Consider the following 23,831-nt stretch of genomic DNA (forward strand, 5'->3'; position numbering starts at 1 on the left):
TCAAACCTTTAAAAGTTCAGCCTCTTTGTCTTTAACAAGAGTGTCTATTTTTGCATTGTAAGCGTCAGTTATCTTTTGAACTTCCTCTTGTCCTTTTTTGCTCTCATCCTCGGAAACCGCTTTATCTTTTTCTAGCTTTTTAACATCATCATTTGCGTCTTTTCTGATGTTTCTTACGGCGACTTTTGCCTTTTCGCCCATTGCTTTAGAGCGTTTTACGTTTTCTTGGCGTTGCTCGATAGTCATAGGTGGGAAAAACAGCTTAACGCATTCACCATCGGAATTTGGATTAACACCGATATTTGCAGCTTGTATAGCAGATGATATAGCCTTTATCATGCTTTTTTCCCAAGGAGTTATCGTGATAGTTGAAGCATCACTAGCAAGAACGGTAGCGACTTGATTTAAAGCGGTCATAGAACCGTAGTAATCAACCGTGACATTATCAAGGATGTTGATATTTACTTTACCTGTTCTTAGTGTTGTAAAATCTCGCTTAAGGGCGGCTATAGCTTTTTCGCAACTCTCTTTTTGGGCTGAATAAATTTCATTTAACATTTTTTTCCTTTATTAAAATTTTTATGCTTTTAACCTAAGCCGGTGCAAGTCTTGCGGCTTCAAGGATCGTTTAATTAAGAAGCCGTAGCTGCAAAACCTTAAGCCTAAAATTTATAAAACCGCAAACCGCCAAAAGCGATTATGCGATGATTATTTTGCTGCCGGAACAGGTGCGCTAGGAGCTTCCGGCACTGCCGGTGCAGCTGGACTTTGTGGTATTACAAGCGATTTTACGTCTACACTATCTACCAACGAGCGCTTCATGTCTTTGTTGTAAAAATATCCAAGAACCAGTGTGTTTAGTATAAAAAGTAAACCTACGATAAAAGTAAATTTAGCTAAAAATCCCGCCGGCCCCTTTGCTCCAAACAAGCTTTCGTTGCTACCGCTATATGCGCCAAGACCTATAGACGAACTTTTCTGCAATAAAACCGCGATAGTGATAACTACAGCCAAGACGAATTGTAAAATTAAAAACAATACACTCACTTAAATTCCTTTAAATTTGAAAAATATTGATGCCCATTATACAAAAAAAGTTTTGAATTTTGATTAAATTTGCTTTTCTATCTCGTAAAGCTCATAGCGGATGGATTTGAATAATTCGGAGTATTGCAAATCAATAAGTTTAAAGCACTCTTCAAGCACACGTGCGCTCTCTTGAGCTCTTTTTAAATTTGCCACAGTTAAGTCGCTTAAATTTGCTCTAGCCTGCTCGGTCTTTGTGCTTGGCTTTAGCACATCGTTTGCGGCATCTCTAAATTTAATATACTCTTTTGAAGAAATTTTTGCCTTGTGGCGGAGGTTTTTTATCTTATATGCGAGGTTTGCCTCGTCAAAGACATAACGCATTATGTCCTCAACTACGCGCAAACCCTCTCTTAAGCGATTTAAATTTGCATCTATCACGCGATAAATGCGTTCATTTTCACTCATCTCTTCCAAAAATTCCTAAAATTTGAAGAAGCGAAGTAAATAAATTCACAAAATCAAGATACAAGGCAACAGCACCCTCGATAGGTGTTTCATAGTTACCGCGGATAATATTTTGCGTATCATAAAGTATGTAAGCACTAAACAAGATAGCGCCTATACTAGCTATCGCTAGTTGAACCAAAGGACTTGCAAAGAAAATATTTATCAAGCTTGCCACGACGATAACGACAAGGGCGATAAAAAGCATCTTGCCCATTGTAGTAAAATCGCGCTTTGTATTCATAGCAAATACGCTAAGAGCACCAAATGCAACAGTCGTAAGAGCAAAAGCTTGAGCTACGATACTAGCGCCACTTGGCATACTGAAGATGGCAGATAAAAGCGGGGTAAGCGTAAGACCGCTAACAAATGTAAAGGCAAATAATAAGACCATATTTAGCCCCTCTTTGCGCTTAGCCGCCATAAGACCGAAAAGCAAAACAAATTCGACTATTACAAGTCCCCAAAATAGCATTTTGTTACCCGCAAAAACATGCGCCATGCTAATGCCCACATAAGCACCCGCAGTAGCTGAAAGTAAAGATGCGGCAAAAAGCTGATAAGTTTGCTTAATAAACGAACTTAACGAACTTTGAGAATACGCAACCTCTTCTCTTTGAGAGCTTTGATCAGCGTAGTTTCTGTTATACAAACTCATATTAACTCCTTAAATTTTTTCCCTAAATTTAGCCAAAAATAGGTAAATAATAATTAAAATTTTACTTAATTACGAAAAAATCACAAACATGTTCGTATTAAATAAAATTTGATATAATTAAACACAATTAACGTTTTTGGAGATCTGATGCAATCACTACTTGAAGGTGCCGTTAAATTTATGGAAGACGGCTTTTTGGAGCATAAAGAGCTTTTTGAAAGCTTACAACACGCTCAAGATCCACACACCCTTTTTGTCTCTTGTGTTGATTCTCGTGTTGTGCCAAACCTCATCACAAACTGCCTTCCTGGCGAACTTTTTATGGTAAGAAATATCGCAAATATCGTCCCTCCTTACCGTGTAAGTAGCGAATTTTTAGCTACTACATCGGCTATAGAGTATGCGCTTGAGGTATTAAATATCAAAAATATCATAATCTGCGGTCACTCAAACTGCGGAGGATGCGGGGCGCTATATCAGGACGAGTCTAAATTTATAAACACGCCAAATGTTAAGAACTGGATAAAGCTGATAGAGCCTATAAAATACGAGGTCTTAAAATTTACAAGCGACGATCCTGCAAAAATGGCTTGGCTAACAGAGCGCTTAAATGTCATAAATTCGATCGAAAATATCCTTACGTATCCAAATGTTGAGCGTGATTATTTAGATGGGAATTTAGCTATTTACGGCTGGCATTATATAATTGAAACGGGAGAAATTTTTAGCTATGATTTAGAGAGTAAAACCTTTAAACTTTTAGCTATCAGACAGGATACTCATGAGTAAAATTTTACTTGCGTTTTTACTATGCTTTAACCTTGCTTTTGCGGGTGAAAAAGGCGAAAACAACCAAACCGCTTCGCTTGAGCCAAAAAATATAGTAGAAGCCACCGCTCAAATTCAAACCCTAAACGGGCAGATACAAATTTTAAAACTACAGCAACAAGACTCAAACGCCTCAAATACAAGCGCTTCAAATTTATCTACTCTTGAAAAGAGAAAAGAGAAGCTTTTAGACAAAATTCCATTTCTTATCATGCAAATAGACGTCAAACAAAGCGATATAGATAAATTTAAAGCACGAAAAAATTCTGCAGAAAACAAGGTCGCAAGATATGAAAAGTCAGGCAATAAAAAGCTCTTTGCACAAAATGCCATCGAGCTTGAACAGCTAAGGATAAGCGAAGCCTACTATACTGCACTCATAAAGCTTGAAGAGTTGTTTAAAAAGGGTGCAAAAGACAGTCAGATAAAAGATCTCATCGTAGCCGAGCTTTTAAATTTACAGACAAATTTATACCTAAACATTAAAGATCTAAAGGAATTTTTAGGCGATGATGTGGCGACATATAGCAACGAGATCGCCCTGCTTGAACTGCAAAAACAAACATCTGAAGAAATTTTAACATATATAAAAAACAACGCCGCACTTTTAAGCTCAAGCTTCATACTCTCTGAGTTAAATTTAAAAAATGCGATCGATCTTATAAATGAAAAAGTTCCCGTCAATACAAATAAATTTAATCTCGGCAAGACGGCCATTATAATTTTTATATTTTTATTTTTTATATCACTAACAAGACTTTTAGCAAAATTTACCTACTGGTTTATCTCGCTATTTGCAAAATTTGAAGGTAGCGAGGACATAAAAGATCAAATTCTTGACATCGTCAAACGACCGATAAGTTCGATACTTATAATCTATGCACTAAATATCTGCATAAGGATCGGCTACTATCCTGTGCCTATGCCTATAAATATCGCAAATACCTTTTCGATAATTTATATCTTGGCATTTGCCTGGCTACTTTTAACCATGCTTGATGGATACGGACTTATACTAATCGGCAAGATCGCTCAAAAAAGCGGACGAAAAGAGGTTGTAAATTTAATCCTTAAAATTATATATTTTATCGTTCTTACGATAGCAATCTTGCTTGTTTTAAGCCGCCTTGGATTTGATATATCGGCACTTATCGCCTCCCTTGGCATCGGCGGTTTGGCTGTTGCTTTTGCGGCAAAAGACATCATCGCAAATTTCTTTGCCTCGGTTATGCTTCTTTTTGATAACTCCTTTTCACAAGGCGACTGGATAGTTTGTGGTGATATAGAGGGAACGGTTGTCGAGATAGGACTTAGAAAAACAACGGTTAGAAGCTTTGATAACGCACTTATATTTGTGCCTAACTCAAAGTTGGTAAGCGACCCTATACGAAACTGGACAAGACGTAAAATCGGACGCAATATCAAGCTTACCATCGGACTTACTTATAACTCAACCATTAAGCAGCTTCAAAAATGTATAGACGACATAAGAAACATGCTTCTTGATCATCCAAATATATCAAAGCCTGATAACGGTGGTCAGTTTATGGCAAAAGATAGCAGGTCTAGATTTAAACAAAATATCGTAAGTATCGATGATCTAGCAGGTTATAAGAGCAACTTAACCGTAGCGCTTGATAACCTAAACGACAGCTCGGTGGATATTGTTGTAAACTGCTTTGCCAAAACAACCGTAGGCGCTGAATACGTCCTTGTAAAGCAAGATATTATATTTAAGATCATGCAAATCGTAAGCGAAAACAACCTTTCGTTTGCATTCCCAAGCCAAAGTCTTTATATAGAAAATACAAATTTACCACAAGATGAAATTTTACAAAAGGAGAATTTATGAGCACGGAATTTGAAGACGACTTCGACTACGAAGAGAGTATAGGAGATGATGACTACGACTCATCTAACACGTATAGTTATAATTATGACGAAAACGACTATGACTACGATGATGGTGACGAGGAAGAAGATAGCTACGAATCTTATTAAATGCTATTAAAATTTACATAAAGGAAGTTGCACTTTCATGAGCAAAGAAGTAGGACATGCTAGTTATAAAGCCGTAGAAAATATCTACAAAACGCTTTTATACATTTTAATCATAATAAATTTAACCTGTGTGCTTTTGTTCTACTTTATAAATGCAAATATCGCTATATTTTACGCCATGTCGGTGATTGTATTTGTATTAATGAGGTTAAATTTTAACATCAAACACAGCATGCTAATATCCGTGCTGTTTCATGCAAATACGATTATCGGCGCTACCTTGGGTTCTATGGTATTGGGCTGGGCTTCAGGTATGTGGATCATGCTTGCATGCACCATACTTGTAAATTACTTTTTGGCTTTTGACTCAAAACGTATCACATACGCGATCGTTATCATGGAGCTGCTTATATTAATAGCACTTTACTTTTTTACAAAAGATATCAACATCGGGCTTTCGAAAGAAATTTTACTTATAACAAACACGGCGAACATTATCTTGATATTTTATACAAGGATAAAACTTTCAACATACGCCGACATTATAACGGCAGCTGACTATCAGCGACTTAAAAACGAAACGGATGAGTTTGAAAAACTTTCAAAAAGAGACTTTCTCACCGGTCTTTTAAATAGGCGCTCTATAAAAAATATCCTAAGATACGAGCTAAGCGCGTTAAAAGAGAATGAAAATCCAAACTCAAATTTAGTCGTTATGCTTGGCGATATAGATAACTTTAAAACGATAAATGATACATTAGGACACGAGCGAGGAGATGCGGTTTTAAAAGATGTCGCCGATATGCTTGTAAGTATCTTCAGAAAAGATGACTATATCTGCCGATGGGGCGGGGAAGAATTTCTCATAATACTTCCGAATACAAAAACCGACTTCTTATACAAGATCACCGCAAGGCTTACGCGAAGCATAAATTCTATCAAACTACCCGATAAATCAGCTGTGAGTATGACATTTGGTATGGTTGTTTGCACAAATAAAACGATCATCACGATGGACGAGCTTATAGGCAAGGCAGACGCCCTGCTTTACCAAGGTAAAAGAAACGGTAAAAATCGCATAGAATGGAAATTTGACTAGTGAGTATCTTTGTTAAAAATATAAAAAGAAACATAAATCCGGAGCTATTTTTACAGATAGTTTTAACCCTCTCATTGATAACTCACATTGTGTATTTTGTTTTATTTCTCATCGCAAAAGAAGAGAGCCTAGCCGTAGTTAATATATTTTCGATAATAAGCTATATATTTTCGATTAAAATTTTAATAGACAACAAAACAAACGCAAAACTATCGTTTTTTATATTTCAAATAGAAACATTTGTATATGTATTTATCTGCACTATGGTGCTTGGCTGGGGATACGGCTTTGGTTTATTGTTTTTAACCTCAACGTTTACCATGCTCTTGCCCGCATTTGCTTACAGAAAAGTCAACCACACTATCATAACGATACAAACCATAGCCGCCATTATATGCTTGCTGTTTCTTGCGGGAGAACCAAATAGACCATATGACGCGTGGCGTGATATTTTCATGGTGATAAACCTTAGCGCAATGACCTTTTTTGCTATAGCTACAGCCTATCTGCTTGAAGTGTCTAACAAGCTAATCTACGCAAGCGTCTTAAAACAAAAAGAGAAAATTCGCATGATAGTTAACCACGACCCATTAACAGGGCTTTTAAACCGAACTTCTATGAATAGCGTCATAGACAAGAAGAGTCTTTTTGAAGATGTAAATTTCTCCATCGTAATGTGCGATATAGACAACTTTAAAATCATCAACGATACTTACGGACATAGCGCAGGAGACGCGCTTTTGGTTGATTTTGCAGGAATTTTACACAAAACATTTAAAGAAAACGACTATGTTGCTCGCTGGGGCGGAGAAGAATTTCTTATCATAATTTACAACGCGACATCTGGCGAAGCTCTAAAAAGTATGCAACAAGTAAGAGAGCTGATAAGTCAGTCAACAACCACATATCAAAACACCGTCATAAAAGTAACGATGACATTTGGTATGGTATCGCACGATGGAAAAGAGCCATTTAATATAAAAGACATGATAAGACAAGCCGACGCACTACTTTATCAAGGTAAAAAACGAGGTAAAGATATCATTGTAAATGAAAAATACAACCACGCGCTATGGGGGGGGGAGCACCCCTAAATAACACAAAGCCCTCTTTATATCAAATCCAAATTTAAAGTAGATAAAATTTAAAGATTATGACGGAGGTTATCCGCCATAATCATAAAGAAGTTTTAATTGCCATACATTAAATTTGGCAACCAAAGTGAAATTTCAGGTATATAAGTTACAAGTATAAGCCCCACAAACAGCGTTAATGTCCATGGTAAGCACGACATGATAACATCTTTTAAGCTCATGCCCGTTAGTCCGCTAGCAACAAACAGGTTAAGCCCCACAGGTGGCGTGATCATGCCTATCTCCATATTCACGATAAGAACTATACCAAAATGTATCGGATCGATACCTAGCATAGTAGCTATCGGTAAAAGCAGCGGCACCATGATCATAACAACAGATGACGGCTCCATAAACTGACCCATGATAAATAGCAATATATTTACGATGATCAAGAATGTTATCTTGCCAATATTTGCACTTAGCATAGCATCCGCGATAGCTTGAGGTATCTGCTCACTTGTAAGTAGATATGCAAACACAACCGCGTTTGTAATGATGAAAAATATCATCGCGGTAGTCATCGCCGAGTCAAGACATATCGCCCAGATGTCCTTAACTTTTATATCCTTATACACAAAAAGCGATATAACAAGCGCATAAACGGCACTAGCCGCAGCAGCCTCGGTCGGAGTAAAAATTCCGCCGTAAATTCCGCCTATAACGACAACAATGATCAAAAGCGCCCAAAACGCCTTACCGAATTTCTTAATACGCTCACTCATCGGCTCAGGAGTAGTTGCCTTAAAGCCTAGTTTTCTTGCTCCGATATAAGTTTGAGCTATCATCATAGCACCAAGCATAACACCCGGTACAACGCCCGCCATAAATAGCTTACCTATACTAACCTCAGCCGTTACACCATAAACGATCATAACAACAGAAGGCGGTATCAAAATTCCAAGTGAACCCGCAGTCGAAATTCCTCCTACGGCGTAAGTTGCGGGATAGCCCGCCTCTTTTATAGCTACAAACATGATAGAGCCGATCGCAACAACCGTTGCAGGAGAACTTCCAGAAACTGCCGCAAATATTATACAAGCAAATATCGCACTCATCGGAAGACCACCAGGCAAATGTCCTACCATAGACTTTGCAAATTCTATAATACGCTTAGCAGAACCACCTTTGCTTAGTAAATTTCCCGCCAAGATAAACATAGGTATCGCCATAAGCGAAAATTTGTTTATACCGTCAAATATAAGTTGAGGAATTCCCGCTAGCTCCAAGTCTGTAAAAAGTATCATAGTAAGCACAGTGCTTGCGCCAAGTGAAATGGCTACAGGCACACCTATAAGCATAAGCCCAAAAAGAGCGATAAATAAAAACGCTATGGTCATTTTTGCTCCTTTTTAACAACAGAAACAGCATCTCTGATGGTTTCGGCTTCTGCATTTACGATAACTTTGTCGGCAGGTGTTTTGGCTATCTCGAAAATTTTCTCTCCGGCCCTATAGCTTGCACCCAAAAATGCTATCGGAAGAACAAGCATTGGTATCCATTGAGGAATTCCAAGGTCAACGCTCATAAATTCCATCTCGTGAAGTATCATGAGGTATTGAACACCGTAAACTACGATAAATAACAAAAATACCGTTGTTAGGATACTTGAAAATATCATATAGACTTTAGCGATCTGTGGAGGAAATTTTTCTATTAGTATGGTTACGCTTATATGAATGCCCTTTTTAAAACCATAAGCGGCAGCGAAAAATGCAGACCAGATGAAAAGGTAGTTTACCGTTTCACCTGCCCATGCCCAGCCACTGTTAAAACAGTAGCGCATAACGACATTGATAAAGGCTAACAGCGTCCCGGCTGCTATACCTACGACGGCGATCGTCTTGTTTACACTAGCGATGCCGATATCTAAAATCTGAAAAAATCTTTGCATAGTATTACTTTGCATTTATAGTTTTTTCTACTAGATCTTTACCTATGATATCGTAAAATTTAGGATAGATAGGTTGCATAGCCTCAGACCATTTAGCTCTTTGAGTATCATCAAGTTTGAAAATTTCAAGCTTCTTAGTCTCTGCTGCGTATTTTTCAAGCTCTGCTATAACGTGTGCGTCCTCTTTAGCGGTCTCTTCACGCTCATAATCAGTAGCCTCACTAAGTGCTTGAGTAACATACTTTTTCATATCTTCAGGCAAACTCTTCCAGAATTTATCGCTAACTACTACAAGATAGCCAAGATATCCGTGGCTTGAAAGCGTAAGCGAACTTTGAACTTCATGGAATTTTGTGTTATAGAAATTTGAAAGCGGGTTTTCAGTCGCATCTACAACGCGTTGTTGAAGCGCAGAGTAAACCTCCGAGAACGGAAGAACTTGAGGGTTGCCTCCGACTGCTTTCATTTGTTCTTCTAAAACTTTTGAGCTTTGAATTCTAAATTTTTGTCCTTTAGCATCTTCGGGATTTACGATAGGTTTTGTGCTTGAGCTAAAGTGTTTAAAGCCCGCATCCCAATAATCAAGCGCAACAAAACCTTTTTTAGTAACTAGGTCTTTTAAAGCCTGACCAACTTCGCCGTCTTGAACTTTATGCAGGTGATTTTCATCTGCAAATATAAACGGTAGATCAAAAAGCTGAAACTGTGGAACGATAGGCGTAAATTTTGAAAAACTAGGCGCTGCCATTTGAACGTTGTTTAGCTTTAAAGCACCAAATATACGATCATCATCAACAAGTTGAGCCGAAGGGAAAACTTGAACTTTTATCTTACCGCCGCTTATCTCCTCAACGCGTTTTGCGAAGAAATCAGCCGCTTTTCCTTTTGGTGTACTTGCCGCAACAACGTGCGCGAATTTTATTGTATATGTTTTTTCAGCTGCAAATGCACTTACTGCAACTGCGCAGCTTAGTATTGTTGAAATTAAAACTTTCATGAGTTTCTCCTTTGTTTGGTTTTAAGCCCATTATAATATTTAAATTTTTGATTTTGTATAGTTTGTTACATTTAGTTACTTTTATTTCATTACAAATGTTACTTTTTTACTCATTTAATATTTTAAAAGTGGTAAAAATATCCTATAAACGATAGAAATACTCAATTAATAATTTAGTTACAAATTTGTAATATAATGTGACTTGTAAAATTCAATATATAAGGAACCAAAATGTTTACACTAAGACAACTTCCGTTTGACGCTAAAACAAATGCCGTAGTAAGCGAGCAAACCTGTAATTACCACCACGGCAAACACCACGCAACTTATGTCGCAAATTTAAATAACCTAATAAAAGATAGCAAATTTGCAAATGCAGGACTTTATGAGCTTCTAATAAGCGCTAAAGGCGGACTATATAACAATGCGGCTCAAGTTTATAACCACGACTTTTACTGGGATTGTATAGCTAAAAAAAGCCAGATGAGCCAAGAGCTACAAGCGGCGCTATCAAATGAATTTGGTAACTTTAAAGACGAGTTCATTAAAGCCGCTACAACACTTTTTGGTTCAGGTTGGGCATGGCTTGTTTATAACCCGTCAAGCCAAAAATTAGAGATCGTTCAAACTTCAAATGCCGTAACTCCGGTAACCGAAGGTAAAATTCCACTTCTTGTTGTAGATGTTTGGGAACACGCGTATTATATTGATAACTTCAATGCTCGCCCAAAATACCTCGAAACATTTTATGAAAACATAAACTGGGAATTTGTCTCATCTGCTTATGAGTGGGCAAAGAAAGAGGGTTTGAATTCCGTTAAATTTTATATCGACGAACTTCACGGAAATAAATAACAGTTACCATTTGTAACATAAGTCTTAGGTGAACTACACCTAAGACAAATTTATCATTTTGCGTTTTGATAAGCCAAAACTCCGGCTTTTAATCGCCTAAGCCCTTCCAAAACTCGCTCTTTTTGGGTTGCAATATTCATTCTAACAAAACACTTTCCACCACGATATGCATTGCCGTCATTTAGCCAAAGTCCTGCTTTTTCTCTTAAAAATTTAGTAAATTCGCTTGAATTCTCACAAATTTTAGAGCAGTCTAGCCATAACAAATAAGTGGCGTCCGAAGGAACTAGACGGATAGGTAAATTTTCTCGCTCGATAAATTCCTTAACCAAGAGTTTATTTTCATATACATAACGATTTAGCTCATCAAGCCATGCCTCACCCTCGTTAAATGCGGCTATAGTTGCCGTTATAGCAAAGGCGTTTGCTTCGGCAACCTCGTCTGTATTTAAAGCTCTGTTCATCCTGACTCTTAGAGTTTTGTTTGGAACGATAACGGCTGAAGTCTGAAGTCCTGCGATGTTAAATGCCTTTGTGGCAGAAACGCAAGTGATAGAGTTTTGCGCACAAATTTCATTTATACTAGCAAATGGCACGTAACTTTTCCCGGGATCGGTCAAGTCGCAATGTATCTCATCACTAAGCACTAAAACGCCGTATTTATAGCAAAGCTCACCGATGCGAGCAAGATCGGTTTTGCTCCAAATTTTACCTGCTGGATTTTGAGGGTTGCAAAGCAACATCATAGTCGTGAGCGGATCTGAAAGCTTTTCTTCAAGATCATCAAAGTCGATACAATACTCACCATTTTCATAAACAAGGTCGTTTGATAGGACTTGTCTGCCGTTGTTTGTTATGCAGTTAAAAAACAGATGATAAACCGGGGCTTGGACTACTACCTTGTCTCCAACGCTTGTAAATTTGCGCACGGCAGAGCTCATAGCAGGAACTATACCCGTGCAAAACATCATGGAATTTGGCTCAAATTTTACCCCATGTCTGCGTTGCCACCAAGAGCAAATCGCCTCATTCCACTCATTTGGGATATACGAGTAGCCAAATACGCCATTATCAAGTCTTTTTTGTATAGCAGATAAGATTTCTGGTGCAGCCTTAAAGTCCATATCTGCCACCCACATAGGCAGTTCATCGCCATTGGTGCGCCATTTTGATGAATTGGTGCCACTTCTGTCAACCAAGGTATCAAAGTCGTATTTCATGCTCTTCCTTTAAATTTAGCTTATTTCCCTGATCAAAAGTTGCGGAGTGATGAGTCCGCGAAATGAATTTTTTGAAACCGAAAATACTATGTCTATGACATCACCCGCTCTTGCATGATGATTAAAGTTAAAAAACAGCGCCTCAAGCGTCTTATCATCTTTTTGCAATATAAGCTTTAAGTGGTTTTGGTCCCTGCCTATGAGGCGTTCATTTTTCACTAAAATATCTCGTATCTTAAACACAGGGCGTGGATTTTTCTGCCCGTAAGGCTCGAAAGACTCTAAAATTTCAAGCAACTCAAAGTCGATTTCGTTCGCATCTATATCACCAAGCAACTCATCTGAATGAAGAAATGTTTGCAGGTCATCCATTAAAAAGCAGCTTTGATTTATCGCCTTTTTAAATTTCTCTAAATTTTCCGGATCGCAAACAAGCCCTGCCGCACCCTTGTGTCCGCCGTAACTATTTAAAAGTTCGTCATGTTGTGCGATAAGCGAAAGTATATCAAGCTTACCAACACTTCTGGCACTGCCTTTGGCTCTTCCTTTATCTACGCTAAAAACTATAGCCGGCTTACCAAAATGCTTTGCTAAACGGCTTGCAACTATGCCGATAACTCCCTCATGCCACTGCTCACCCCAAGTTACGATAATCTCGTCATTTTCAGAAACATCCTTTAACGAGCACTCAAAGAGCGTCCTCTCCTCTTCTTTACGAGAGTTATTAAATTCTATGATCATGTCAAGGTATTCATAGGCTTCGTTTATGTTTTTAGAGCGTAAAAAATAAAACGAATTCATCGCATCATCCATGCGACCGGCCGAATTTATAAGAGGTGCGATAAGAAAACTAATGTCGTCACACTCGAATTTATCCTTGCCGTAAAATTCTTTTATCGCTGTAAATGCGGCACGTTTTGAGCTGTTTAACCTTATAACTCCCAGTTTAACAAGCATCCTATTCATATCTCTTAATTCCATCATATCAGCTATGATAGCTATAGCTAAGAGCTCTAAAAATTTCGCCATATCATAGTTTAGTTTGCAAATTTCTTTCATCGCGCCAACTAAATACCACGCAACTTCTGCACCGCAAATTTCGATATTTGGAAAGGAGCAGTCAGGCTGCTTTGGGTTAATGATAGCATAGGCCTCAGGCAAGATAAGCGGGGGCATATGATGATCTGTTATGATGAGATCAATGCCCTTTTCTTTACAAATTTTGGCTGCCTCGTTTGCACTTATGCCGTTATCAACGGTGATGATAAGCGATACGTTATCATCGAGTTCATCGATCATATCAGGACTTAACCCGTATCCATCCTTAAAGCGATTTGGTATGCGAACTTGATAGTTGCTAACTCCCAAATCATCAAAAAATTCTGCCAATATCACACTAGAGACGACGCCGTCTACATCATAATCCCCAACAATGACTATATGTTCTTCACGCTCTATCGCCTCTTTGATACGCGTCGCGCCTTTAAAGATATCCTTTAAGACGCTTGGAGTAGGAATTTCAGAAAGCTTCTTGTGTATGTCTTTGCTAAATCTAAGCTCTAATAAATTCCTAATCTCCTCCTTACTTAGCATGGTTTGCTATACTAGCGCGTATAAAGCCCAGTATTGTTGGGTTTGGCTTTGTTAAACGCGAAGTAAATTCAGGGTGAAACTGCACTCCTATAAACCATGGGTGGTTTTTGATCTCGATAGCCTCTATCAAGCCGTTGCTTTCACCGCTTACTATAAGCCCGGCTTTTTCAAAACTCTCTCTGTATTTTGGATTTGCCTCATAGCGATGGCGATGGCGCTCTTTTACGGTTTTTACCTTGCCGTAAATTTCACTTAACAAAGAATTTGCTTTTATGTCACATGCATAAGCGCCAAGTCTCATAGTGCCACCTAACGGGCTTTTATGTGTGCGAATTTGCTTTTGACCGCTAGCGTCTATAAAGCTGTCTATTAGATAGATGATCGGGTTTTTGCATTCGGTATTAAATTCGATCGAATTTGCATCTTCGAGTTTTAAGACATTTCTTGCAAATTCTATAAGTGCAAGCTGCATGCCAAGGCAAATTCCAAGATACGGGATCTTGTTTTCACGGGCAAATTTTATCGCCTCGATCTTTCCGCTAACACCGCGTTCGCCAAAGCCGCCTGCCACCAAAACACCGTCAACATCTTTAAGCAACTCTTCGACATTCGTTGGCTCTATCTTCTCGCTATCTATCCACTTTAAATTTACTCTTGCGTCCAAATTTGCTCCTGCATGGATGATACTTTCGGTTAGACTCTTATAACTCTCTTTTAGATCAACGTATTTGCCTACAAAAGCTATAGTCGTCTCGTCAGTTGGCGCGATGATACGTTTTACCAAACTATCCCATTGCGACATATCAGGTTTTAGCTCGCCAAGCCCTAAATTTTCAGCTATAGGAGTTAGTATGTCTTGCTTTAAAAACGCAAGCGGAATTTGATAGATACTTGCGCTGTCCGAGCTTTCTATAACGCAATTTTTCTCCACGCCGCAACTTGACGCGATCTTATCTTTTAACTCACGGTTTAGAGTCATTTCGCTTCGGCATATTATCATATCGGGGCTTATGCCGATACGGCGAAGCTCGCCCACACTGTGTTGTGTAGGTTTGGTCTTTAACTCGCCGGCAACTTTGATATAAGGCACGAGCGTTAGGTGGATATTCATAGCGCGTTTTTTACCAACCTCAACACGAAGTGCACGGATAGCTTCTAAAAACGGCAAACCTTCGATATCGCCGACTGTTCCGCCGATCTCTACTATCAAAACGTCTTTACCCTCTCCTGCTTTTTTGATACGGTCTACGATCTCACCAACGATATGAGGTATAACCTGTATCGTCTTACCAAGGTAGTCCCCTCTTCGCTCTTTTTCTATAACGGCGCTATAAACGCGACCTGTCGTAAAGTTATTATCCTGACTTAGGCTTTCATCTAAAAATCTCTCATAATGTCCAAGGTCAAGGTCTGTCTCCGCACCGTCATCCGTAACAAAAACCTCACCATGTTCAAGAGGGCTCATAGTTCCCGGGTCAACGTTTATATAAGGATCTGCCTTTAGCATACTTACCTTTAAGCCGACATTCTTTAAGAGTGTGGCGATACTAGCAGCCGCGATACCTTTACCAAGTGAGCTTAAAACGCCACCTGTTATAAAAATATACTTCGTCTCTTTAACCATAAATTTTCCTTTATTTTAATATTTTAATGGCTCAATTATATCTTTTTAAATTTAAAATACACCATGTTTTAATCACAAAACACCCACAAAAGCGGTTTAAATATATAAAGAGCAAACAGGAAAATTCGAGTAAAAACGACATTGTTTCACGCAAAATGACTTGATAACTAAACCTAGTTTAAGTTTGATTATTATAGGCTTTGCGGATGAGTAAAAACTATCTAATAAATTTCTTTAAACTATACAGCGACGGCTTTAAAAACATGAAACTCGGCAAGAGGCTCTGGGCGATTATTTTAATAAAGCTTCTCATTATGTTTGGTATACTTAAGATATTTTTCTTCAGTGAAACACTCAATACCAAATTTCAATCAGACGACGAAAAAGCAAATTTTGTCATTGAAAATTTAACAAAAGAGTAAAAATTTATATTTATGTTGGATACAAAAGATGAAAAATTTTTATAAATTTGGCATTAGCGCTGGTATGCGTATACATGTGCCTAGGAACCGGGAGATTAACATACAGCGGAGGATACAACGAGCTTTTAAAGCTACTTCTTAATACCTTATATCTTTATGGTAGTGTTTGGCTTTTTGTGAAATTTCGCTATATTTTTTGGCTGATATTTTTCCCTTTCGTGCTATTTTTATGCTTTTATGCACCGGTGGGACTTACAAACGGTATGGTAAATGAGGCATTTGTAATGTCGATATTTGGCACCTACTTAAGCGAGGCTAGCGAATTTTCAAGAACTCTGCCTGCAGAGTATGTTTTGCTTTCGATTTTTTCTTTATCTTTGATAATTTATCTTAGAAAAACAAATAAAACAGTTTTAACAAAAAGGCAAATTTTTATATTTTTTACACTTTTTGCCGTAGCCACAGCTACTGGAAAACTCTGGGGTATAGCAACTACTAGTTCTTTTGTTAAGCCAATTAAGTTTTTTCAAAAATCATACAACGACTTAAAACTATATCAAAACACGGTCATAAAGCCGCAATGGCAAATAAAAAGCATAGATAACAAATACCAAAACCATGTCGTTGTTATCGGTGAGAGCGCAAGACGTGACTATCATGAAATTTACGGCTATAGCGTCAAAAACAACCCGTTTTTAAGCAGTGTAAACGGCACTTTCATAGACGGCTTTAATGCAGTCGGTATAAACACCATCCCTTCGCTCAACGGAATTTTAAATCACAATAGAAATTTAAATTTAAACATCGTCGATCTAGCAAATTTAAGCGGCTTTGAAACATTTTGGTTTTCTAACCAAGGCTATCTAGGATACTACGACACACTTATTACCTTGGTTGCTAAACGCACAAAAAATGTGTATTTCATGCCAAAAGAAGGAGGCGGTAAATTTGATAGCGATTTGGTTGGTCATTTTGCTAAAATTTTTGATACTCCATCACAAAAAACCGCGTGTTATATTTTTGCATTTTATAGGCTCTCATCCGATAACTTGCAACAAGCTATCTTCAAAAGAGTATCTTAAATACCCAGACGAAGCGACATTTAAGATAAACTGCTATGTCGAAAGCATAAGGCAAACGGACAACGACCTTAAGTCGGTTTATGAAATTCTGACAAGAAATTTACAAGAAAACAACGAAAGTTTTTCTATGATATATTTTAGCGATCACGGGCTAACTCACGTCAAAAAACCTGTTGAACTTTTGGCGGTAGAACATATAGCAAAAGAGCATTTACACTCGTCAAGCCCAAACTCTTCGGAGCTAAAGTTTGAGCTTACGCAGGCAAGGACGCGTTCTACTTTTTTTCACGTTCTTTTATGATTGCTTCGTCAATGATTTGTATTAGCTTTAAATAGCTAATACCTTTATTTTCTACGGCTAACTTTAACGCTCTAAAAATACTACGCCTAAAATTCTTTGATATTTATCTAGGCTGTTATATTCAACTTTTACTTCCTTGCCGGCTATTAAGCCGCTAAGATAGTTTTTCGCCCTATTGCCGTAGGCTTGTTTTTTTTCAGGAGCATCTATGCCAAACAACCTTATTTTGTGCCGTCTTTTTGAGCTATCAAGGATGTGGATAGTATCTCCATCGATTATTTTTACAACCTTACCAAAAAGAGTATCGGCGTTTAAATTTAGTAAAAAAACAAGTGCGACAAGTAGTATTTTATTCATATTCGTATTATAGCATTACGTATATAGTGCGAACACTTAAAGCCTGTTATAAGCCCTGTATTTAGGCACTTTACTTTACGTGTTTTGCACGACGATAGCATAGCTCATCCAAACAATTATTTTATACCCGCTTCTTATCAGTTTTCGTATAAATTTAGCGAAGTTATGGATGAGCCGTATCTAAAAGCCTCTTATAAGGATATACCTAACGAAAAAGACCGCGAATTTCTCGGACTACATCTACTTGATTACGCCGATTTGATCCACTATACGAGACTCTATAACGCATATCTGAGAGCTTTTTCGCACACTCATCGCACATTTGCTTGTCTTGAGTGTTGATCGAGTCTATATGTCTATATAAAATCATATCGCAATATCTTACAAGCCGTCTCGAATATCCGCTTTGGTTTAAAACTGCAAGCAGCCTCTCTACTCCTTTACCGAGCCATTGTCTAACACTAAAGCTAGACGCGCTTGGCTCGGTACTACAAAATGCGACTTTCATTCTTGACCTTTCTACCGACTTAACAATAAAATTTAAAAGAACTCTACTTTTAATTTTAATTAAACTTTTAAAGTTATAATTTCAAAATTAAAATTAAAAGAATTATAGTCTAATAAATTAGATTTGTCAAGGGTATTTTATGGATTTAGCTCAAAAAATTAAACTTTATCGCTTAGAACTTGGTTGGACACAGGAAGATTTGGCTAACAAATCAGACATATCAATACAAAGTATTAAACGATATGAGACTGGAAAGGGAGACAATATCACTACAGCTAATTTGGAAAAGCTGGCAAGTGTTTTTAATGTAAGTTTGACTGATTTTTTAGACAATTCGATAGTTCGTAAGTCTAACGAAAATTTAGTTCGTAAGTCGTTCGTAAGTAATGACGTTAGTCCAGAAAAATCCGAAAAATTACAAAAATTGCGAACACTTATTGACGAGCAAGAAAATAGGATTATAAATTTGCGCTTTTTCCCTAGCGTTAGCGTAGCGGCGGGATACGGCGCAAATAATGATGATGAAGCTTACGACATAGTCCCTATCACCGCTAAATTTCTAACCAAAGTATTGCGCGTCCCCGTGCGCCAATACGACCTTATCAACGTATTTGGCGATAGTATGCAGCCTATTATAAAAAACGGCGATACCTTGCTTGTCGAGCCAACCCACGAGGCAAGAAACGGCGAAATCGTCATCGCAAACATTAGCGGCGATCTCTATGTCAAAAAACTACTGCGCGATCCGATAAATAGGGAGGTTAAGCTAACTTCGATGAATGAGCTTTACAAAGATATTGTAATGAGCGGCGATGAGCTGGATATGCTTAAAATCGTAGGTGTCGTAAGAAAAGTCGTGCCTCTTGGCGTGCTTGCGCTCTAACGCCATTCTAACGGCTCTCTAACCATTTTTTGACACCTGTCTAACCATTGTCGCCAAAATGTATGATTGGTGTATGAAATTTTAAACTTGCGAACACTTTTGTTAATCTCATTAAAATGAGAAAATTTATAACTCAAATCACGACACTATCGCAATTCTCTTATCTTTTTTCTTGTCTATATAAATTCTCATTTCATACACAAATTTACACATTTTCCACAAAGCTTTGCAAAATGGATCTGTGTGCAAACTGAAAATTTTAACGAGATAAGTGATGTTTTTGAAGAAGTCAAACAAGATGATTTTTTAAATTCAAAAATGCTGATAAAAAATATAAGCGGCGATCCCGCAATTGATATTAGCAGCTTTAAATAGCCGTTTTTAGCAAATTTATTTAAAAAAAATGAAATTTGTATTATAATCAAGAATAATAATTTTTTTTAAAGGAAAAAATATGGCTGAATTAGCTTCGGTTGATTGGTCTAGGGCACAGTTTGCATTAACGGCTCTGTATCATTTTCTATTTGTTCCGCTCACACTGGGACTTAGCTTCATTATCGCGATAATGGAGAGCATTTATGTCAAAACAGGCAACAAAGAGTGGCGTGACATAACCAAATTTTGGCTAAAACTTTTTGGCATTAACTTCGCTATCGGTGTTGCGACGGGCATCATAATGGAATTTGAATTTGGCACAAACTGGGCAAATTACAGCTGGTTTGTGGGTGATATCTTCGGAGCACCGCTTGCGATAGAAGGACTACTTGCGTTCTTTATGGAAAGCACATTCTTTGCCGTAATGTTCTTTGGTTGGGATAAAGTAAGTAAAAAATTTCACCTTATCTCTACTTGGCTTGTTGCGATCGGCTCAAATTTAAGCGCACTTTGGATACTTGTCGCAAACGGCTGGATGCAATACCCTATCGGCATGAAATTTAATCCAGATACCGCAAGGATGGAGATGGAAAATTTCTTCGAAGTAGCACTTAGCCCGGTCGGTATCATTAAATTTTTACATACGGTTACTAGCGGATATGTCATCTCTGCACTTTTTGTTATAGGAATTTCGGCATGGTTTATCCTAAAAGGTCGTCATCTTGTTATGGCAAAAAAGAGCATGATAGTAGCTACTAGTTTTGGACTTATCACGTCTTTGTTTTTACTATTTAGCGGTGACGAGAGCGGATACCAAGCCGCAAAAGCCCAACCCATGAAACTAGCTGCAATGGAAGGTCTTTATAAGGGAGATACTAGACAAGGTCTAGTCGCTATGGGAATTTTGGATCCAAGTAAAAAACCCGGTGATGACAAAGATCCGTTCTTAATAGACCTTGAAGTACCTTACATGCTATCTTTGCTTGGCACAAGAAGCATAGAGGGCTTTATACCGGGGATCGACGACTTGGTTTACGGAAATGAAACACATGGCGTAGAAAGTGTCGCAAGCAAGATGGAAAAAGGCAAAATCGCAGCCGACGCGCTTAAAATTTATAAAGAAGCTAAGAAGTCAGGCGATACGCAAACAGCCCAAGATGCTGCAAAAATTTTAGATGAAAATATGAAATTTTTGGGCTACAACTACCTTGATAAACCAGAAGATGCCATTCCTCCTGTAGCAACGACATTTTACAGCTTTCACCTTATGGTTACACTTGGGGGTTACTTTATAGCGCTATTTTTGGTTGTTACCTACCTTTGCATGGCAAACGAGATCGAAAACTTTCCAAAACTCCTTTGGCTTTGTGTGCTTAGTATACCGCTTGGATACATTGCGGCTGAGGCAGGATGGATAGTGGCAGAAGTCGGTCGCCAACCTTGGACGATACAAGACCTCATGACCGTAGGTGTCGGCGCTACAAATTTAGCCGATACAAACGTGAAAATTTCTTTCACGCTATTTGCCGTGCTTTTTACGACGCTACTTATAGCTGAGATAAAAATCATGTCAAAACAGATAAAGATAGGATTTGAAAGTCATGTTTAGTTTAGAAATTCTTCAATTTTACTGGTGGTTTATAGTTAGTTTGCTTGGCGGGCTGCTTGTGTTTATGATGTTTGTTCAAGGCGGACAAACACTTATCTTTTCACTCGCTAAAAACGAACTTCAAAAAGATATGATCATAAATTCTATCGGTCGCAAATGGGAGCTTACCTTTACCACGCTTGTTATGTTTGGCGGCGCTTGTTTTGCGGCATTTCCACTCTTTTATGCAACAAGCTTTGGTGGTGCGTATTGGGTTTGGCTTGCGATCTTGTTTTGTTTTATACTTCAAGCTGTAAGCTACGAATACCGCAAAAAACCTGATAATTTTCTAGGTGTAAAAACTTATGAAATTTTTCTTTATATAAACGGCTCGCTTGGCGTTATCTTGATAGGAATGGCAGTTAGTACATTTTTTTCAGGAAGCGACTTTATGCTAAATGAAAGAAATTTCGTTGATTGGCAAACACCTTGGCGCGGACTTGAAGCTTTAGCCAACCCGATGCTATACCTGCTTGGTCTTGCGATGTTTTTCCTGTCTCGTATAGGCGGTGCTTTATATCTTATAAATAACATAGACGATGAGGAGTTAAGGGCAAACGCAAGAAAAGCGGTGCTTAAAAATACCATTTTGTTTTTACCGTTTTTCTTGGCATTTTTGTTTTGGATACTTACAAAAGACGGATTTGAATACGATGCAAACGGCGTGGTTACGCTAAGCAAATACAAATACTCTCTAAATTTAGTAAAAATGCCTATGATCGCACTTGCGATGACTGTTGGTGTCGTAACCGTTCTTTATAGTGTTTTTAAAGGTGCTTTTACAAAGAGTATACACGCGATCTTTCCTTATGGACTAGGTGTAGTCTTGGTTGTTACTTCATTGTTCTTGATCACAGGACTAAACAATACCGCGTTTTATCCGTCTTTTAGCAACCTACAAAGCTCGCTTACGATAAAAAATGCAAGCTCAAGCCACTATACACTAAACGTCATGGCTTATGTTAGCCTGCTTGTGCCTGTGGTTTTAGGCTATATCTTTGTGGTTTGGAGAGCTATAGATAGCAAGAAGATCACAAAAGAAGAGATCAAAAACGATCAGCACGCTTATTAAGGAGAGATGATGATATCGGCTTTAGTATTTTTCTTTTTGTGGATTTTATCTCTGTTTTTAGGGTATAAATTTGTGCTCTTAAACATAAAAGAAGTTGAAAAATATCCGCAAAGATACTTTGACTTTGAAGATAAAAACAAATAAACAGACGGGGCTTTCCCGTCTTATCGTAAATAAACCTAAATTTAAACTTACCAAATATACTTTAAAACCAAAACAAAAGCTACTTACTAGCACACAGCATGTATCCGCCGTCAAAGATGTTTTTGATATTTAAATTTAACTCGTTTTTAAGACGTAATATAGCCTTTTGCACGCTGTTTTTGCTTGTCGGCTCATTACTGTAAACAAATTCGTCTATCATCTCATAGCTAACTAAAGAATTTAGATTATAAGCTAGTAGCCAAAATAGTCTATTTTGTAAAAACGTAAGATATATTTCTTGACCATCTTTGTAAATTTTTTCCTTAGCCAAATTTATGCTAACCCCGTCACTTATCTTGACAAGCTCGTCTTCGTTTTTAAAAGTTAAAGTCACAAGCGCACCCCTAAGAGTTTGCATGTCGATCGGTTTTTTCAAAAACAGTGTCGCACCCTGCTTTATGCTTTTAATTAAATTATGATCTGTATCATACGAAGTAAATATTATAAATTTTTGACGTGGTTTTACCCTCAATATCTCTTTCATCATATCAAAGCCGTTCATTAACGGCATGTGAATATCGGTTAAAATTATATCGGGGTTAAATTTATTAAACAGTTCAACTCCTTCATACCCATCCCTTGCAACATTTACGGCTTTACAACATGGACGCAACCCTTCAGCTATCGTTTCACGAGCTATCTCGTCGTCTTCAGCGATTAAAACCGAGATCGTTGATAATAAGCTTAATACCTCATCATTCATATTTTTCCTTTTAATTTATAGCAAAACTAAAACAAAACACCGTTGGATCTTTGACGCTCAAGAGCTTTAAATCACCGCAGATTTTCTCGTTTGCGAGCTTTTTACCAAAGTAAAGTCCGATCCCGCTACCAAATTCTTTTGTCGTCTTTGGAGTATCAAATATCTTTTCTTGTATGCGTTTATCTACTCCGCAACCAAACTCACTTACCTTGATATAGCAGTATTTCTCATCAAATTTCACACTTATACTAATCACTCTTGATTTAAAATCATCTTTAAATTTTTCCACTACGGCATCTTTTGCGTTGTGGATTAAAATAAGCAAAATTTGCTGGATGATATTTTCTACTTGACTGATATTTCTATCCTCAAATTCTTCAAGCACCACACTTACATTTGCACGACTTAGCTCAGTATGCATAAGAGTTAAAAGATTTTTAATACTCCTTTTTATGCTAAATTTGCTTATGTTTTCATTTGTTTTATAAAAATTTCTAAAAATTTCAATAGTATCGCCTAAAAGCATGATTGATTTTTTAACATTACTTCTAGTTTTTCATCACTTAGATGACCATCTTTTTTCAGCGCATTTATGGTTGTTGTTATGAGCCTTAAGGAATTTACAGGCTGGATAAATTGATATTTATGCCGCTTAACAACTCTCCTATCTCGCTCATTTTTGCCTTATGCATAAGTAAAATTTCATACTCTTTTTTTCGAGCATTGATTTTATTATACATAAAGTTATGCAAGAAATTTGCAAGCAAGCTAAGAGCTAAAAAGCCACAAAGAAGCAATGCAGCGTTTTTACTGATATCGTTTAAGAGATTATCAATCTCTT

29 protein-coding genes are annotated in these 23,831 nt (G+C 37.6%); 15 read left to right on the forward strand and 14 right to left on the reverse strand.

The window, feature by feature from the left end; all coding sequences use genetic code 11:
- The 4 genes from frr to CCAL5182_RS03950 all read right to left on the reverse strand — a co-directional run bounded on the left by frr (position 1) and on the right by CCAL5182_RS03950 (position 2,191).
- Positions 1-558, reverse strand: a complete 558-nt coding sequence (gene frr, locus CCAL5182_RS03935) for a ribosome recycling factor (RefSeq protein WP_169938304.1) — start codon at positions 556-558, stop codon at positions 1-3.
- Between the two features lie 150 nt (positions 559-708).
- A complete protein-coding gene (secG, locus tag CCAL5182_RS03940) occupies positions 709-1,047 on the reverse strand; it encodes a preprotein translocase subunit SecG (protein WP_169938306.1) in 339 nt (112 codons plus the stop codon).
- 63 nt (positions 1,048-1,110) lie between these two features.
- Entirely contained in the window at positions 1,111-1,494 is a 384-nt protein-coding gene (locus CCAL5182_RS03945) for a thiamine-phosphate pyrophosphorylase (protein ID WP_169972380.1), read from the reverse strand.
- Positions 1,487-2,191, reverse strand: coding sequence for a Bax inhibitor-1/YccA family protein (locus CCAL5182_RS03950; RefSeq protein WP_336610299.1), 705 nt, complete (start codon positions 2,189-2,191; stop codon positions 1,487-1,489). Before CCAL5182_RS03950 ends, CCAL5182_RS03945 begins: the two co-directional genes overlap by 8 nt.
- 147 nt (positions 2,192-2,338) lie before the next feature.
- Here CCAL5182_RS03950 and CCAL5182_RS03955 point away from each other — a divergent pair, with 147 nt between their 5' ends.
- From CCAL5182_RS03955 to CCAL5182_RS03975, 5 genes are read left to right on the forward strand one after another with little or no spacing between them, the layout of a single operon-like run.
- Positions 2,339-2,980, forward strand: coding sequence for a carbonic anhydrase (locus CCAL5182_RS03955; RefSeq protein WP_169938311.1), 642 nt, complete (start codon positions 2,339-2,341; stop codon positions 2,978-2,980).
- Positions 2,973-4,871, forward strand: a complete 1,899-nt coding sequence (locus CCAL5182_RS03960; RefSeq protein ID WP_336610300.1) for a mechanosensitive ion channel family protein — start codon at positions 2,973-2,975, stop codon at positions 4,869-4,871. The genes CCAL5182_RS03955 and CCAL5182_RS03960 overlap by 8 nt, the downstream gene beginning before the upstream one ends.
- Positions 4,868-5,020, forward strand: a complete 153-nt coding sequence (locus CCAL5182_RS03965; protein WP_169938315.1) for a hypothetical protein — start codon at positions 4,868-4,870, stop codon at positions 5,018-5,020. The genes CCAL5182_RS03960 and CCAL5182_RS03965 overlap by 4 nt, the downstream gene beginning before the upstream one ends.
- Before the next feature lie 37 nt (positions 5,021-5,057).
- Positions 5,058-6,119, forward strand: coding sequence for a GGDEF domain-containing protein (locus tag CCAL5182_RS03970; protein WP_336610301.1), 1,062 nt, complete (start codon positions 5,058-5,060; stop codon positions 6,117-6,119).
- A complete protein-coding gene (locus CCAL5182_RS03975; protein ID WP_336610302.1) occupies positions 6,119-7,213 on the forward strand; it encodes a GGDEF domain-containing protein in 1,095 nt (364 codons plus the stop codon). Before CCAL5182_RS03970 ends, CCAL5182_RS03975 begins: the two co-directional genes overlap by 1 nt.
- Positions 7,214-7,308: 95 nt before the next feature.
- Here CCAL5182_RS03975 and CCAL5182_RS03980 read toward each other — a convergent pair whose 3' ends face one another.
- Genes CCAL5182_RS03980 through CCAL5182_RS03990 form a run of 3 tightly spaced genes read right to left on the reverse strand, consistent with a single transcriptional unit; the run spans position 7,309 to position 10,143 of the window.
- Positions 7,309-8,592, reverse strand: a complete 1,284-nt coding sequence (locus CCAL5182_RS03980) for a TRAP transporter large permease (protein WP_336610303.1) — start codon at positions 8,590-8,592, stop codon at positions 7,309-7,311.
- Positions 8,589-9,146 carry a TRAP transporter small permease gene (locus tag CCAL5182_RS03985; protein WP_336610304.1) on the reverse strand — a complete coding sequence of 186 codons (558 nt, stop codon included), beginning with the start codon at positions 9,144-9,146 and terminating at the stop codon, positions 8,589-8,591. Before CCAL5182_RS03985 ends, CCAL5182_RS03980 begins: the two co-directional genes overlap by 4 nt.
- A 4-nt stretch (positions 9,147-9,150) precedes the next feature.
- Positions 9,151-10,143: a DctP family TRAP transporter solute-binding subunit gene (locus CCAL5182_RS03990; RefSeq protein WP_336610305.1), complete on the reverse strand. Its 993-nt coding sequence runs from the start codon at positions 10,141-10,143 to the stop codon at positions 9,151-9,153.
- A gap of 231 nt (positions 10,144-10,374) precedes the next feature.
- Here CCAL5182_RS03990 and sodB point away from each other — a divergent pair, with 231 nt between their 5' ends.
- Positions 10,375-10,998, forward strand: a complete 624-nt coding sequence (sodB, locus tag CCAL5182_RS03995) for a superoxide dismutase [Fe] (RefSeq protein WP_336610306.1) — start codon at positions 10,375-10,377, stop codon at positions 10,996-10,998.
- 53 nt (positions 10,999-11,051) lie between these two features.
- Here sodB and CCAL5182_RS04000 read toward each other — a convergent pair whose 3' ends face one another.
- From CCAL5182_RS04000 to CCAL5182_RS04010, 3 genes are read right to left on the reverse strand one after another with little or no spacing between them, the layout of a single operon-like run.
- On the reverse strand, positions 11,052-12,218 hold the full coding sequence (locus tag CCAL5182_RS04000; RefSeq protein WP_169938330.1) for a MalY/PatB family protein: 1,167 nt from the start codon (positions 12,216-12,218) through the stop codon (positions 11,052-11,054).
- A 15-nt stretch (positions 12,219-12,233) separates the two neighbouring features.
- Positions 12,234-13,811 (reverse strand): single-stranded-DNA-specific exonuclease RecJ, encoded by a 1,578-nt coding sequence (gene recJ, locus CCAL5182_RS04005; protein WP_169972387.1) that lies wholly within the window; start codon positions 13,809-13,811, stop codon positions 12,234-12,236.
- Positions 13,801-15,435, reverse strand: coding sequence for a CTP synthase (locus CCAL5182_RS04010; RefSeq protein ID WP_169972388.1), 1,635 nt, complete (start codon positions 15,433-15,435; stop codon positions 13,801-13,803). Before CCAL5182_RS04010 ends, recJ begins: the two co-directional genes overlap by 11 nt.
- Before the next feature lie 206 nt (positions 15,436-15,641).
- On the opposite strand from CCAL5182_RS04010, the gene CCAL5182_RS04015 reads away from it, so the two are divergent.
- From CCAL5182_RS04015 to CCAL5182_RS04025, 3 genes are all read left to right on the forward strand, one after another.
- On the forward strand, positions 15,642-15,857 hold the full coding sequence (locus tag CCAL5182_RS04015) for a DUF4492 domain-containing protein (protein WP_169972389.1): 216 nt from the start codon (positions 15,642-15,644) through the stop codon (positions 15,855-15,857).
- A 74-nt stretch (positions 15,858-15,931) separates the two neighbouring features.
- The gene (locus CCAL5182_RS04020; RefSeq protein WP_336610307.1) at positions 15,932-16,939 is read left to right on the forward strand and encodes a sulfatase-like hydrolase/transferase; all 1,008 of its coding nucleotides are present in this window, start codon (positions 15,932-15,934) and stop codon (positions 16,937-16,939) included.
- Positions 16,878-17,240, forward strand: a complete 363-nt coding sequence (locus tag CCAL5182_RS04025; protein WP_336610308.1) for a sulfatase-like hydrolase/transferase — start codon at positions 16,878-16,880, stop codon at positions 17,238-17,240. Before CCAL5182_RS04020 ends, CCAL5182_RS04025 begins: the two co-directional genes overlap by 62 nt.
- A 63-nt stretch (positions 17,241-17,303) precedes the next feature.
- Here the strand turns inward: CCAL5182_RS04025 and CCAL5182_RS04030 are convergent, their stop codons facing one another.
- Complete coding sequence (locus tag CCAL5182_RS04030) at positions 17,304-17,597, reverse strand: thermonuclease family protein (protein WP_336610309.1); 294 nt, start codon at positions 17,595-17,597, stop codon at positions 17,304-17,306.
- Between the two features lie 84 nt (positions 17,598-17,681).
- Between CCAL5182_RS04030 and CCAL5182_RS04035 the strand changes: the two genes are divergently transcribed.
- The 6 genes from CCAL5182_RS04035 (at position 17,682) to CCAL5182_RS04060 (ending at position 22,227) form a co-directional block, all read left to right on the forward strand.
- Complete coding sequence (locus CCAL5182_RS04035) at positions 17,682-17,939, forward strand: hypothetical protein (protein WP_336610310.1); 258 nt, start codon at positions 17,682-17,684, stop codon at positions 17,937-17,939.
- Between the two features lie 305 nt (positions 17,940-18,244).
- Complete coding sequence (locus tag CCAL5182_RS04040; RefSeq protein ID WP_336610311.1) at positions 18,245-18,988, forward strand: XRE family transcriptional regulator; 744 nt, start codon at positions 18,245-18,247, stop codon at positions 18,986-18,988.
- A 243-nt stretch (positions 18,989-19,231) separates the two neighbouring features.
- Positions 19,232-19,363, forward strand: coding sequence for a hypothetical protein (locus tag CCAL5182_RS04045; RefSeq protein WP_336610312.1), 132 nt, complete (start codon positions 19,232-19,234; stop codon positions 19,361-19,363).
- Between the two features lie 79 nt (positions 19,364-19,442).
- On the forward strand, positions 19,443-20,972 hold the full coding sequence (locus tag CCAL5182_RS04050; protein ID WP_336610313.1) for a cytochrome ubiquinol oxidase subunit I: 1,530 nt from the start codon (positions 19,443-19,445) through the stop codon (positions 20,970-20,972).
- Positions 20,965-22,083 (forward strand): cytochrome d ubiquinol oxidase subunit II, encoded by a 1,119-nt coding sequence (gene cydB, locus CCAL5182_RS04055; protein WP_336610343.1) that lies wholly within the window; start codon positions 20,965-20,967, stop codon positions 22,081-22,083. The genes CCAL5182_RS04050 and cydB overlap by 8 nt, the downstream gene beginning before the upstream one ends.
- Before the next feature lie 9 nt (positions 22,084-22,092).
- Positions 22,093-22,227 (forward strand): hypothetical protein, encoded by a 135-nt coding sequence (locus tag CCAL5182_RS04060; RefSeq protein ID WP_257792133.1) that lies wholly within the window; start codon positions 22,093-22,095, stop codon positions 22,225-22,227.
- 79 nt (positions 22,228-22,306) lie between these two features.
- Here the strand turns inward: CCAL5182_RS04060 and CCAL5182_RS04065 are convergent, their stop codons facing one another.
- The 3 genes from CCAL5182_RS04065 to CCAL5182_RS04075 form a co-directional block, all read right to left on the reverse strand.
- Complete coding sequence (locus CCAL5182_RS04065; RefSeq protein ID WP_336610314.1) at positions 22,307-22,990, reverse strand: response regulator transcription factor; 684 nt, start codon at positions 22,988-22,990, stop codon at positions 22,307-22,309.
- 10 nt (positions 22,991-23,000) lie between these two features.
- Complete coding sequence (locus CCAL5182_RS04070) at positions 23,001-23,516, reverse strand: ATP-binding protein (protein ID WP_336610315.1); 516 nt, start codon at positions 23,514-23,516, stop codon at positions 23,001-23,003.
- A 94-nt stretch (positions 23,517-23,610) separates the two neighbouring features.
- The gene (locus CCAL5182_RS04075; RefSeq protein WP_336610316.1) at positions 23,611-23,787 is read right to left on the reverse strand and encodes a hypothetical protein; all 177 of its coding nucleotides are present in this window, start codon (positions 23,785-23,787) and stop codon (positions 23,611-23,613) included.
- Positions 23,788-23,831: the final 44 nt, after the last annotated feature.

Origin of the sequence: Campylobacter sp. 7477a, assembly GCF_014892335.1 — a bacterium.
Lineage (GTDB): Bacteria > Campylobacterota > Campylobacteria > Campylobacterales > Campylobacteraceae > Campylobacter_A > Campylobacter_A californiensis.